The organism is Methylomonas sp. DH-1 (assembly GCF_046097555.1).
In the GTDB taxonomy this organism is placed as follows: domain Bacteria; phylum Pseudomonadota; class Gammaproteobacteria; order Methylococcales; family Methylomonadaceae; genus Methylomonas; species Methylomonas koyamae.
Window position 1 is genome coordinate 1,241,859 of the sequence record NZ_CP143089.1, and the last position, 12,812, is coordinate 1,254,670.

Annotated in this window: 13 protein-coding genes; 5 read left to right on the forward strand and 8 right to left on the reverse strand. The window is 55.2% G+C overall.

Going from position 1 to position 12,812, the window contains the following annotated elements; all coding sequences use genetic code 11:
• Positions 1-39: 39 nt before the first annotated feature.
• Positions 40-243: a hypothetical protein gene (locus VXJ35_RS06060; protein ID WP_064020881.1), complete on the reverse strand. Its 204-nt coding sequence runs from the start codon at positions 241-243 to the stop codon at positions 40-42.
• A 466-nt stretch (positions 244-709) separates the two neighbouring features.
• On the opposite strand from VXJ35_RS06060, the gene VXJ35_RS06065 reads away from it, so the two are divergent.
• From VXJ35_RS06065 to VXJ35_RS06085, 5 genes are all read left to right on the forward strand, one after another.
• The gene (locus VXJ35_RS06065) at positions 710-1,786 is read left to right on the forward strand and encodes a hypothetical protein (protein WP_157198100.1); all 1,077 of its coding nucleotides are present in this window, start codon (positions 710-712) and stop codon (positions 1,784-1,786) included.
• On the forward strand, positions 1,783-2,241 hold the full coding sequence (locus tag VXJ35_RS06070; protein WP_054762998.1) for a hypothetical protein: 459 nt from the start codon (positions 1,783-1,785) through the stop codon (positions 2,239-2,241). Before VXJ35_RS06065 ends, VXJ35_RS06070 begins: the two co-directional genes overlap by 4 nt.
• On the forward strand, positions 2,238-4,880 hold the full coding sequence (locus VXJ35_RS06075; RefSeq protein WP_064020883.1) for a hybrid sensor histidine kinase/response regulator: 2,643 nt from the start codon (positions 2,238-2,240) through the stop codon (positions 4,878-4,880). The genes VXJ35_RS06070 and VXJ35_RS06075 overlap by 4 nt, the downstream gene beginning before the upstream one ends.
• Positions 4,877-6,667, forward strand: coding sequence for a sigma-54-dependent Fis family transcriptional regulator (locus VXJ35_RS06080; RefSeq protein ID WP_064020884.1), 1,791 nt, complete (start codon positions 4,877-4,879; stop codon positions 6,665-6,667). The genes VXJ35_RS06075 and VXJ35_RS06080 overlap by 4 nt, the downstream gene beginning before the upstream one ends.
• A 132-nt stretch (positions 6,668-6,799) precedes the next feature.
• Positions 6,800-7,327 (forward strand): SRPBCC family protein, encoded by a 528-nt coding sequence (locus VXJ35_RS06085; protein ID WP_064020885.1) that lies wholly within the window; start codon positions 6,800-6,802, stop codon positions 7,325-7,327.
• A 459-nt stretch (positions 7,328-7,786) separates the two neighbouring features.
• Here VXJ35_RS06085 and VXJ35_RS06090 read toward each other — a convergent pair whose 3' ends face one another.
• The 7 genes from VXJ35_RS06090 to VXJ35_RS06120 all read right to left on the reverse strand — a co-directional run bounded on the left by VXJ35_RS06090 (position 7,787) and on the right by VXJ35_RS06120 (position 12,603).
• On the reverse strand, positions 7,787-8,722 hold the full coding sequence (locus VXJ35_RS06090; protein ID WP_096875806.1) for a hypothetical protein: 936 nt from the start codon (positions 8,720-8,722) through the stop codon (positions 7,787-7,789).
• 234 nt (positions 8,723-8,956) lie between these two features.
• Positions 8,957-9,160, reverse strand: a complete 204-nt coding sequence (locus VXJ35_RS06095) for a hypothetical protein (RefSeq protein ID WP_157198101.1) — start codon at positions 9,158-9,160, stop codon at positions 8,957-8,959.
• Positions 9,161-9,256: 96 nt separating this feature from the next.
• On the reverse strand, positions 9,257-9,619 hold the full coding sequence (locus VXJ35_RS06100; RefSeq protein WP_157198102.1) for a hypothetical protein: 363 nt from the start codon (positions 9,617-9,619) through the stop codon (positions 9,257-9,259).
• Positions 9,620-10,104: 485 nt separating this feature from the next.
• Positions 10,105-10,497 (reverse strand): lipocalin family protein, encoded by a 393-nt coding sequence (locus VXJ35_RS06105; protein WP_054762992.1) that lies wholly within the window; start codon positions 10,495-10,497, stop codon positions 10,105-10,107.
• Positions 10,498-10,682: 185 nt separating this feature from the next.
• The gene (locus tag VXJ35_RS06110; RefSeq protein ID WP_197495984.1) at positions 10,683-11,144 is read right to left on the reverse strand and encodes a chemoreceptor glutamine deamidase CheD; all 462 of its coding nucleotides are present in this window, start codon (positions 11,142-11,144) and stop codon (positions 10,683-10,685) included.
• A gap of 299 nt (positions 11,145-11,443) precedes the next feature.
• Entirely contained in the window at positions 11,444-11,728 is a 285-nt protein-coding gene (locus VXJ35_RS06115; RefSeq protein WP_064020887.1) for a hypothetical protein, read from the reverse strand.
• A 95-nt stretch (positions 11,729-11,823) separates the two neighbouring features.
• On the reverse strand, positions 11,824-12,603 hold the full coding sequence (locus VXJ35_RS06120; RefSeq protein WP_064020888.1) for a VacJ family lipoprotein: 780 nt from the start codon (positions 12,601-12,603) through the stop codon (positions 11,824-11,826).
• Positions 12,604-12,812 lie beyond the last annotated feature (209 nt).

Sequence of the window (12,812 nt, forward strand, 5' to 3'; positions counted from 1 at the left end):
CTGGTGGTTTTTGTCGTTGGCCGCCGGCGTGGGCGGCTCTCACAGGCAAGCGTTTTTGACCGGCCGCAGGCGAGGCATTTCGACTTTGCGCGCCAGGTTTTGCCGGTAAATTTCCAGCGCTTCACTACGCATTTGTTCGCAGAATGCGCATAAAGCCTCGCCGTCGCTGTACAGGCGTTGTTCGTGTTGGGACAAGCTGTCGCCGCATCTGTCGCAATAATGGGGAAGGCGTAATCTGTTCATGGCAATCGGCTCCCGTTCGGTCTGGTTGGATTAAACGACGTTTGTCGTCGTTAGGTAAGAGAACTATTTCACTTATGGCAAATCCCGGGCCAAATAACCTAGTTGCCGGCTTTGTTTTTATAAATTATTGAATATGTTTGTATTTTTTGGTTTTTGCGGGGCGTTTGCCCGGCTGGCGGCGGACGGAACCGGCCAAACTCGTTACTATTATTCGTAGCGGTTACGACATTTCGTAAATATTGGCGGCAGATGGCGCATTGCCGCGGCCCGGCGTTGCGGCTGAGGCCGGCAGTTACGAAATAGCGTCAACCTCAGCTTGAAATGTGATACATTTCGCTAAATTTCGACCCGGACTTGTACTTTCAACCAATAGCAATCTAGCCAGGCTTCTTTCGGCAGAGAACCCAACATGCGGCGACGACACCGTTCAGCGAAATTTTTCCGTAAGCTGCGTACGCTTGCCGCGGTGATTAATGGCCTTGCATTGACCTGTACCGCGGCGCAAGCGGCCGGGCTCGGCCACGCCGGCCACGCCGCGAGTGGCGATGCCAGCATGCTGCCGGGCGATTTGCTGTTGTTTCCGGATTTGACCGGTATCGTCCGCTACGACCAGGAACCGCAAAAGAAGCTCAGTACCGGCGACGTGATCCCGGCGATCAACGTGTTTTACACCACCGATTACCAGCGCTTCCGTTTTCTCGGCGAATGGCTGGTCAGCAGCAAAACCCATAATCTGGAACGGTTTCAACTCGGCCTGCATATCGGCGACGAATCCACTCTGTGGCTAGGGCGGTTTCATAACCCGATCGGCTATTGGAATATGCAATTCCACCACGGCGCGTTTTTGCAGTCCACGATCAGCCGGCCCGGCATCATGGCCTTCGAAACTGCCGGCGGCGTGATTCCGAACCATCTGACCGGTTTTCTGTGGGAAGGCGTGCACCAGCTCGACGAGGGCGGGGTTTATTACACGATAGGTGCCGGCGCCGGCCCGCAAATCAACCGCGGCCTGGAAGCCTTCAATCTGGTGGAGCCGGCTGGCTCGCACCGGCCGGCCGCCTCGTTCCGCCTCGGTTACCAGCCGGTCAGCTTCGGCGTCGACGAGTACGGCATCTCCGGCGCTTACAACCAGATCCATTCCGACGAATTGGCGGTCAACAACGTCACCCAATACGTTGCGACCGCCTACGCCAACCACCAGATCGATGCGGTAACGCTGCTCAGCGAACTGGTTTACGTCAATAACCGGCTGGAAAACCCGCACGGCGGCACCAAGAACGACGATTTCCTCAGCGCCTACGGCCAGGTGGAATGGGAGGTGATGCCGCGCTGGACCCTGGTCGGCCGGGTGGAAGGTACGTTCGGCGCCAACCACGATCCCTATCTGGCGATGTTCCCCAAATTCGTCGACGACCGTTTCATGGGCGCCGTGCGCTATAAAGTCAATAACAACATGGCGTTGAAGGTCGAAGCTTCGCGCGACCATTTGCGCGACGACCATTTCGGCGTCGTCATGTTTCAATGGAGCGCGGTATTTCCATGAGACGGTTGCGCGGCCTGTGCCTGTTCGGTTTGCTGTTTGTGCTCGGCGTACAAAGCCTGAAGGCGGTTACCAGACAATCGCTGGTGCTGGTCACCGGCACCGCGTCGTCGGTACCGGCGTTGACGGTGCAGGAAGCCAGAAAACTGTTTCTGGGCGTACCGTTGGAGAAGGGCGGCGAACGGCCGGTGCCGTTGCTGAACGTCAGCGACCCGTTGATTTACGAAGTATTTCTGCAAAAAGTGGCGTTCATGTCGGCGAATGCCTACGAAAACCAGACCATTTCCGTCGTGTTCCGCCTGGGCGGCAAACGGCCGGAAAGCTACAGCGATTTGAAGGATTTGCTGGCGGCATTGCAACAACATCCCGGCACCGTGACCTACTTATGGGAAGACCAGGTGCGGGCCAATCAAGGTATCAAAGCGGTTAACGTGTTATGGCAGGGAGCGGCGGAATGAGGCGGTTTTTTCATAGTTTCAACGGACGCATGATTTTGGCGGTGGTCGGTATCCACCTGTTGTTGGTGCCGGTGTTGTTGTTCGGCATTTACCGGGTGATCAAGCCCAGCGTGGAAGAACAATTCGTCAATTTCGTCCGCTCCGACGCGCTGTTGTTCGGCAATTTGATCGCGCCGCGGTTGGGCGGCGGCAAGAGCCGGGAATTGCAGGAATTGTTGGGCGAGTTTTTATTGAACGGCCGCCTGGCTTACGCCGACATCGTCAGCGAAAGCGGCGAATTGCACGCCGATGTCGAACTCAACGCCAAGCAGCAATTCCAGGAAGACTTTTTCTTCGGCGAGCACGGCGACGACATTTACTTCCTGGCCGTGCCGGTCGCCAAGCCCAGCGACGGTTCGCTGGCGATATTGCGGTTGGGCTACGACGAGCGCCAGGTGCGCCACGACATCGTCGTCATTTACCAGCGTAGCGCCTACTTCGTCGCGATTTATCTGGGCTTGTCGCTATTGGTGGTCGGTTTGTTCGGCCGCCGCTTGGTCAGTCCGTTGGAGCGTTTGCGCGACGAAGCCGAGCAAATCGCCGCCGGCAACCACACCCGCCAATTCAGTTCCGGCACCAAGATCAGCGAAGTGCTGGCCTTGACCGAACATCTGGAAAAAATGCGCCAGGCCTTGGTGTCGGCCCGCGACGCGGCGCTGCAGGCTGCCGGCGCCAAGACCGAATTTCTGGCCAACATGAGCCACGAGATTCGCACGCCGATGAACGGCATCATGGGCATGATCGGTTTAGCGCTGCGCACCGATTTGACGCCACAGCAGCGCGAGTTCTTGTCGATGGCCAACAGTTCGGCCGATGCCTTGCTGCGCATCGTCAACGACATTCTGGATTTTTCCAAGATCGACGCCCGCAAGCTGGAACTGGACAACGCGCCGTTCAAATTGCGGGAAAGCCTGGGCGACACGCTGAAGCTGCTGGCCGGCCATTCCCACGAAAAAGGCCTGGAATTGATGCTGCGCATCGACCCGGAAACCCCGGACGACCTGATGGGCGATATCGGCCGCTTGAACCAGGTCATCATCAACCTGGTCGGCAATGCGATCAAATTTACCCAGCACGGCGAGATCGTGTTGCAGGTCAAACCCGAGGCGGTCAACGACGACCGGGTGCGGCTGCATTTCTCCGTGCAGGATACCGGCATCGGCATCCCGCGCGACAAACAGCAATTGATTTTCGAAGCCTTCGCCCAGATCGACGCCTCGTCCACCCGCAAATTCGGCGGTACCGGCCTGGGCTTGTCGATCTCGTCGCGGCTGGTCGAACTGATGGGCGGCCAGTTGTGGCTGGAAAGCGAAGAACACAAAGGCAGCACCTTCTATTTCAGCGCCTGGTTCGACCGCCATAGCCGGAGCGACGCCGAAGCCGCCGCGCCGGCCTTGATCGACGTTAAAGGGCTGCCGGTGTTGATCGTCGACGACAACAACATCAATCTGCGCGTGTTCGAGGAAATTCTGCACCATTGGGGCATGGCCCCGACCACGGTCGACAGCGGCGAGGCGGCGATCGAGGCCTTGCAGCGCATGGCCGAAACCGGCGGCACTTATTCTTTGATTTTGCTCGATGCGATGATGCCGATCATGGACGGCTTTATGGTGGCGAAAATGATCCGAGAAGACCCGCGGCTGGAGCCGGTGACCATCATGATGCTGTCGTCGGCCGACCGCCCCGACGACTCGGAACGCTGCCGCGATCTGGGTATTAATCTGTACGTGCGCAAGCCGGTCAAGCACTCCGAGTTGTGGCATGCGATCCAGTCGGCGCTGGGCAAGGCCGAAAGCCGTTCGGCCGAGCGCGGGCCGCTGGTATTGGCGAAACCGCCGAAATTACTGAATATTCTGTTGGCCGAAGATAACCCGGTGAACCAGTTCATGGCCGTGGCCTTGCTGGAAGAGCGCGGCCATACGGTGCAAGTCGCCAACAACGGCCAGGAAGTGCTGGATATTTTGCAGCGCGACCAATTCGATTTGATCCTGATGGACGTGCAAATGCCGGTGATGGACGGCTTCCAGGCCACCGAAGCGATCCGCGCCGCGGAAGCGCAAACTCAAAAACACCAGCGTATCGTGGCGATGACGGCCCACGCCTTGAAGGGCGACCGCGAACGTTGTCTGGCCGCCGGCATGGACGATTACATAGCCAAACCGGTGCAGGAACAGGAATTACTAGCGACTGTGGAGTGTTGGAATATGGCGGCGGCAGAACTGGAACACCAAAGCGGCGCTGCGGCGCCGGCAGCGCCGGTACTGGAATGGCAGGAGGCTCTCAACCGGGTGCGCGGCCGCAGCCAGTTGCTAGCCAAGATGATGTCGCTGTTTCTGGAGCAGGCGTCCGGTTTGCTGGACGATGCGGCTGAGGCGATCAGACGCCGCGACGGCGAAGCCCTGCGCCTGTCGGCGCATACCTTGAAGGGCTCGGCCAACAGCATCGGCGCCTTCGAATTCGGCAAGATCGCCCAGCGCATCGAATCCTCGGGCCTGGAAGCCGCTTACGAGGATGCCGGCGCCGATTTGGTCTTGCTGCGCGCGGCGATGCTGCGCCTGGAACCCGAAATCCAAACTTTCCTGGCCGAGAATAGCGTATGACAATGTCCGCCCGGTCCGACGCCAAACCCACCATCCTGATGGTGGACGACAATCCGGTCAATCTGGAAGAGCTGGCGTTTTTATTGAACGACGCCGGTTTCGACGTGCTACGCGCAGAGACCGGCGAAACCGCGCTGGAACTGGCGAAAAGCCGGCAGCCGGACTTGGTGCTGCTGGACGTGCTGATGCCGGGTGTGGACGGCTTCACCACCTGCGCCACGTTGAAAAGCCACCCGGCCACGCGCGAGATTCCGGTGCTGTTCATGACGGCGCTGGCCGATACCGCCAACAAGGTACAGGGTTTCCACGTCGGCGCGGTCGATTACATCACCAAGCCGTTCCAGTACGAGGAAGTTATCGCCCGGGTGCAAACCCATTTGACCTTGCAAAAGCTCAAATCGGAGCTGCAGGAAAAGGAGCAGCGCCTGTCGCGCATCTTCGAGAACGCGATGGACGCGATCCTGGCATTGGACCAGGACGGCCGAATTACCATGTTCAATGCCGCCGCCGAGCAAATGTTCCTCCGCAAAGCCGCAGACACCATCGGCCGCGCTGTAGACCGCTTCCTGTCGCCGGAGTTGTACAAGACCGTGACCAATTTCCGTGCCGGCGTGCCGGCCAAGCAGGCGATCTGGATTTCCGAGGGCATGACCGCCCGCCGCGGCGACGACAGCGAATTCCCGATCGAAGCCACCATATCGCGGGTGGAATCGTCCGGCCAACAGCTTTACATCCTGATTCTGCGCGACATCAACGAACGCAAGGCGCGGGAACAGGCCGAAGCCGAATGCCATACCCTACGCGGCATCAATTCCTATCTGCAGGAAGAGGTTTTGGCCAGCCGCGACGGCGAGGAATTGATCGGCAATTCGGCCGGCCTGCGCCAGGCGATGGCGTTGGTCAAGCAGGTGGCGGCGACCGATGCGACGGTATTGATCACCGGCGAAACCGGTACCGGTAAGGAGTTGATTGCGCGGGCGATCCATAATCTGAGCGGGCGCAAGGACAAGACGCTGGTGAAATTGAACTGCGCGACGATTCCGGAAAATCTGGCCGAGAGCGAATTGTTCGGCCACGAAAAAGGCGCCTTCACCGGCGCGATCAACCGCAAACTGGGCCGGTTCGAATTGGCCAACGGCGGAACCCTGTTTTTGGACGAGATCGGCGAACTGCCGCTGGAAATGCAGGCCAAACTGCTGCGCGTGTTGCAGGAGGGCGAATATGAACGGGTCGGCGGCACTCAAACCCTGAAATGCGACGTGCGCGTCATCGCCGCTACCCACCGCGATCTGGCCCAGTTTTCCCAAGAGGGCCGGTTCCGCGCCGACTTGTATTACCGGATGAACGTATTTCCGATCCATTTGCCGCCGCTGCGCGAGCGCAAGGAAGATATTCCGCATCTGGTGCGGCATTTCATCAACAAATACGCGGCCAAGTTCGGCAAGAAAATTACGACGATTCCGGAACGGTTGATGTCGGACATGCAAAGCTACATCTGGCCCGGCAATATCCGCGAGTTGCAGCACATCATCGAGCGGGCCGTAATTCTGACCAATGGCTCGCAACTCGCCAACGTCGAATGCGTGCACGCCACCGCGAGCGCGGGGGCGCAAGCCGCAGGGCCGATCCTGACGTTGGACGAAGCCGAAAGGCAGCATATTTTGAAAGCGCTGGAAGCCACCTCTTGGCGCATCGCCGGCAACCAGGGCGCCGCCAAAATCCTCGGTGTGCCATCGACCACGTTACGTTCGCGGATGGAGCGCTTGGGCATCAGCAAGCCGGTCTGAGCGGGCTTGCGCTCGGCGGTCCGGCAGCAGCCAAATTAATGAAAACTGCCCGACGCATAACGGGCATTCTTCCCAAGGCAGAATGGCCGCCGTTGCCGATAATGCCGGTTTTAACTATTACCGGTATTTAGCATGCGCCAGATCATATACGCCCTCGGACTCACCCTGCTGTGCAGCCAAGCTCAGGCCCACGGCCCCACCCCGCAAAAAGCCAAGGAAAGCGTGACGATTCAAGCCCCGGTCGCCAAGGTCTGGGAGGCAGTGAAAAACTTCGACGATATCGGCAATTGGCATCCGGATTTGAAGGCGGCCGAGGGCGACGGTAAAAACCAGTCCGGCGGCACCCGCAAACTGACCTTCCAAAACGGTGAAAGCATCGTCGAAGAACTCGACTACTACAACGAGGCCGAACACGAATACAGCTACCGGCTGAAAACCGAAAACGTCAAAGCTTTTCCGACCAGCTCCCATACCGTCGACTTGAAAGTCGGCCACGGCGACAGCGCCGACTCCAGCGTCGTCACGCTGAAAAGCCGCTTCTACCGCGGCGACACCGGCAACACGCCGCCCGACAACCTGAACGACGCCGCCGCCGTCGAGGCCATGACCCGGTTTTTCAAAGACGGCTTGAACGGGTTGAAGGGGAAGTTGGAGAAGTAGGGGGATTTTTTCGCCTGTCGGCTCGGTTGTGTCGCTGACGCGACTGTTTTATTTTAAAGTCGGGTCTCGGCCCGACAGCCGAGATACTTTCTTTTGCGTGGCCAAAAGAAAGTATCCAAAGAAAAGGCCACCCCGATGCCGCTTAGCTCACTCGGCACATCCATGTGCCTCGCCCTTCGGGTGCGATGCATGCAAATCGGCTATCCTGCCGATTTGTCCTGCGCGCCGAAGGGCTTGAGCGGGGTTTTCGGAAGGGCTTTCCTAGCCCTCCGAAAACGCGCGGCATCCCTGCCGCGCCCCTGTCGGGCCGATCCGCCCAAACCCTCCGGTGCTCGGCGCGGCATAAGGGGATTAATGCCTTCGCGGTAGATTAGCAGGTTGGTGAAAAACTCTTTTTTGAGACTATATTAATGATTAAATAAAAAATGGCACTAAATCATGCCCAGCTTGTTAGATAGGCTATTTTGATATCGCATTAATAAAGCTCTTTCTAGCGTCGGTCACTGACTTAAAGCCAGGAAAAACATTCAATATTGTATTGTCGATATCTATATAACGGAACGAACCTGACCGAGAGTGGTAAAAGCCAATTGAATCAATTTCAAAAAAATCCAGTTCCGGATCGTATAATAACGCGTATGTGAGCAGTTGCCTCAGGTTCTTAATCGTTGTGTTATTTTTGCTGGTCTTTATCTCAGTCAAAACTTTTTTGTCTTTATGGTGAATAATGCAATCAAAATCTGCTCCGCCAACGAATATGCTGTTATTGAATTCATTGTCACCATTCACAAGTTTAGCTCCGTAAAGCTGTCCGCAAGCATTCAGTAAGTTTTCTCTGAATCGCCGGATGATATTCGCTATGTCGTTGTAATAATAGTCGCCGCCATATTTTTCTATAAACCCTTCCAGATTTTCTTTTAATTGCTCGTTAATATCCGCTATGTCGCAATTTCTAATCATTTTATCGCTTATTTTACGATAAGCGAAATCAAATGGTAGGCTCCCTGAACGATAATAACCGTCCAAGATAGTAAGTGCAGTTGCAGAGTATATTGCTGCTTGGCTTGCGGGATGTTCACCACAAAGATGCCATTTGCCAATTAAAAAATATCCTTTAATAGTGTTATTACTTGATGGACTGCGTACTGCATTCATTGCAATAGTGTTTTGAAAATCTAATTTATTTCCGTTCGCGGCATATCGTATTAAGTAATCAACAACAGTTCCTATAAACTTGAAGCCTGCGGGTGGGATTTCCGGGCCTATAGGCAGAATAATGGGCAGATTGCTTTGTAGGTATTTGTTATACCTTGAAAGCTGTTCTGTGTTTTGATTTTCATAAAACCACTTACGAAGAGCGCTATTTTTGTCGTTTAGCTCGGAGGTGCAGGACATATATTTACTTTGGCTTCCACCTTCTTAAGTTGGAATCCGTAATGAGTTTTGTAAGCTGGTATGTATTTCAACGCGGGAGCGTGGGAACGAGAATATTGGTTTGTTATATATTTTTACCGCTGATTTTTGCTAGCTTCGCTAAATGCTCAAGTTCTTCATTTTGAGAATTTTTCTCCAATTGTTTTTTAACTTGGGCAGAGTTAATTTCTGATATGAAATCAATATATGTTTGCTTCACCCCTCTGTTATTTGAAGCCAAAATGTTGAATTACCAGAAGCTATTTGCATTGCTTGTATAGCTTCAGTTACGAAATAACCTTTAGCAATCAATTGATAGAAAGTTGAATATGCTACAGCGGTGTCAGACCAAAGAGGCTTTTCTGCATTAGCCACTATTGCATAGTACGGATGCTGCTGGTTTTCAGTGGTCATTGTCATTATTATTCTCTGATAGTCTTCGCAACAAGACAAGCATAAAATTAGACTTTTACTTAGCGCATAGTTTATTGGTCTTAATAATTCGGCTAATTCTTTCTAAGTAAGAATTTGATCGCTAGAAAGCTGTATACCGTAGGAAAAGCCGTGCGCACTTATATACAATATTGGTATTAAATCATGATTTGCCTCCATTTCTTCTTTAAGACAAATTTTAAGCGCAGCCTCAAAATATTCGTAATTTATTGTGGTTTTAGCTGAGCATGAAATTCTATTCAGATTCGCGGCTTGTTTGATAATTTTGCCTTCACTTCTACGATGGTATAAATCAACTGGTGAAGGAGGGTCTATGACAAATACAAAATACTTAACTCTCTTCTGGGGGGTATCCCCTTTTACAGCGCCGAGCACCGGAAAGTTTGGGCGGACCAGCCCGTCAGTCAGAGCGATGCGGGGATGCATCGCGTTTTCGGGGGGGGGGGGGGCTAGGATAACCCTTCCGAAAACCCCGCTCACCCCCTTCGGCGCGCAGGATCAAAGCGGCATCGGGGGGCTTTGGATACTTTCTTTTGGCCAAGCAAAAGAAAGTATCGCGGTTGCCGGTCCGCGAACCGGCATTCAAAATCTGTCGCGATAGCGACACATTTATATCAAGCCTACATCAAACCGAACGTATTTCGAGCCGATCATTGGTGCCGTTCGTCTCCAGCATATCCAAACCCGCCTAGGTACGATTAGCGGCAACTTAATCGTAAGCATGGTTTTGATTGCCAAGACATCATTTTATGTCGGTTCGTAGACCGAAAGCTGTGAAACTTTTGCTTCGAAAGCTATCCTTGGTTTTCGTCTTGACTAGCTCAAGCCTTAGCGTGCGGTGAGGTAACGAACCGCACGGAAAGAACCCAGGAGCAGAGTTTACGATGCCGTGCTTACAGCAGACACGCTTCTTATTTTTTTGTCATAAAGAAATAAATCGACTGGCACTTCAAGACCATTTTGTTGCCGTCTCTGGCAGTGGCGGCGCAGGTTTCCATTTTCGAGCGGCCCGGCGCCGCTTGTTTTTTCAACTTGCCGTCTTCGACGCTGTAATTCAATACCGCTTTAAGTTGTTCGATACGGGCATGGGAGTCGTTTTCTTGGGAAATGCCTTCCATGGTGCCGTCGTTTCTGAAGGTCCATGTCGTGTTCAGGCCGCGGGCGCCGCTGCCGTCGGCGTTGACCGATTCTTTTTCGATTTGCCAGGTGCCCAGCAGGTCGGCTTGGGTCAGCGGAATTTCCGCGGCGCCGGCAGCGAATGAAGCGGAGAACAACAGCAAGCCAAGGTGTTTGAGAAAAGGCATAAAATTCCTTTGATTTGATTGTGGGTGAGTCGCGGATTGTATCACGTACGGATAGCAGGGTTATTCGGGCTGCGATAAAGACTATGCCGTTGATAATGAGCCGGTTTACTCGCTATTGCGGCGAGCGCGCGGCGAATCGGCTAGCGGGGCGGTTCGGATGAGCTTGCGATTATCGCCATACCCGGCTAGGCCAGGCTGCCGGCAAATAGCCGCTGCGAATATTGCTGTTCCCGGATCAGGATGGTTTCGTTCTTGATGTCTTTCAGCTTTTTGACCAGCACTTTGCCGGATTCGGGAAAGAAGTAGACCTTGCGCGGATAAATGTCCAGCATGTCGGCGGCGACAACGGGTATGCCGCGTTCGGCCAAGTAATTACGCAGGAACTGTGCGCTGCGGGCGTCGACGTTGTCGCGCTGCAATCCGTTCAGAATATTGCCGCCGCCGAATAGTTTGGCTTCCAACTGGTGCGGTTCCGCACCGATGTCGAGCAAGTGGCCGATGAATTTGTCCATCGCCGCCTTGGCTTGGTGTTCCAGACGCGCGTTGACCGGCCGGCCTTCGTTGGTGTTAGCGACCATGAAATGGTTCATGCCGCCGATGCCCTTGTTGCGGTCGCGGATGCAGGCGGTGACGCAAGAGCCGAGCACGGTAACGATGACCGAGTCGGCCGCGGCGACGCAGTATTCGCCTGGGGCGATTTTCTGGGCGCGGGTGCGCCAGTAAGGGTCGAAATAGGTTCAGGTACATGGCTGGATTCGGTTGGGCAAACTGTAACGATAACAAACAAAAATCGAGCCAATCTCCAGTAACGGCAGCGGTACAAATGGTTGGCCTTGCCGGTCGGCATTCGGCGTGTAAAGCGGATCGACAGGCGCAGAGGTTCGACGAGTCTCCGGTGCTCGACCGTTTGCAAGCGGGATACGCTATGTTGGCCGAGAACGGGCTTTCATTTGCCCGGTAACGTGTCGTCGGCTGCGATCCTACATTGCTCAGGCTTGCCGTTTGCGAACGCCGCCGTAATACTCACCGGTTCGGTCAAGCCTTTCATCAACATCAGGTAGGCCTGGCCGTCGATGCAGACTTTATTCAAGGTCCAGGTTTTGATCTGGCCCTGAATATCGATGCGCTCGATGCCGATCCGCTCCAGCGGCAACGAGCGGATGTCCGGCGGCATTGCGGCGGCGTGGGTCCCGGTGAGGGTCAATAACGCGGCGAATATCGGTTTTTTCATGGCAGGTCGCTCTAGTTGTGTCGCTCGATGATGAACCGGACAAGCTTTACCGCGTGGCGCGTTTGACGGGGTTAATCCTGCGGCCGGTTCGCCGGTTAATACGGATTGACCGGCGACAGTTTTTCCTCGGTTTCGTCGAGATGCAAAATGTCGTCGTCGGTGACGTTGCCGTCGTTGACCAAATAATTGCGCTGCGAAAAATAGGCGCCGCGGAAAAATCCGTAGCGGTCGACGGCGGCTTCGCTGGCGATTTTTTCGGTTTCCAGATTGTCGGCACGCAAATCGGCGGCGTTGATGCCGCCCAAGCCGCCGGAGATCGCCTGCGATAGTACCGACGAGTTGGTGAACAGTCCGGTATAGCTGATCGGGTTGGCGGCGGTGTCGCCGATCAAGCCGACGACGCCGCGCGGCGAACTCGGCCCCAGCAGCGGCAATACCAAATACGGCCCGGTCGGGACGCCCCAATAGCCCAGGGTCTGGTCGAAATCTTCGTGGTGTTTGGGCAAGTCGATGCTGCTGGCCGGATCGAACCAACCGGCGATGCCGGCGGTGGTATTGACCAAAAAGCGGGCGGCGTCCATGCCGGCTTGCTGGAATTTGCCTTGCAGCGCATCGTTGATGAACACGCGGATGTCGGCCACGTTACTGAAAAAATTGCTGATGCCGGCATCGACGAAATCCGGCGTAATCCAACGGTAGCCGCGCGCCACCGGTTTCATCACGTAGTCGTCGACGCGGTCGTTGAAGGTTTGCACCGGCCGGTTCCAGTTTTCCCAAGGGTCGCGCGGGTCGGATGCCGGAATGCCGGCGCAGCCGGCCAAAACGGCCACGGCGGCAGCGACAGTAGCCAGGGTAGGGATTGTTCCGTTTCGCATAGAGCGTGCTCCAGAAGCCAACGACTGAAACGGCAAGGTTAACGTATTCGCGGGGTATTTGTCTTGCCGCATGCGCTCATCGCCGTGGGCGACGTGTACTGCGGTAGTTCGATTGCGGCACGTTTTCGGTTGCGTAGCGGTGCGGCACAATAATGCCTTTTCCAACAACCGATCATCCTTATGGCTATTGTCGATGCTTTGCGCTTGCT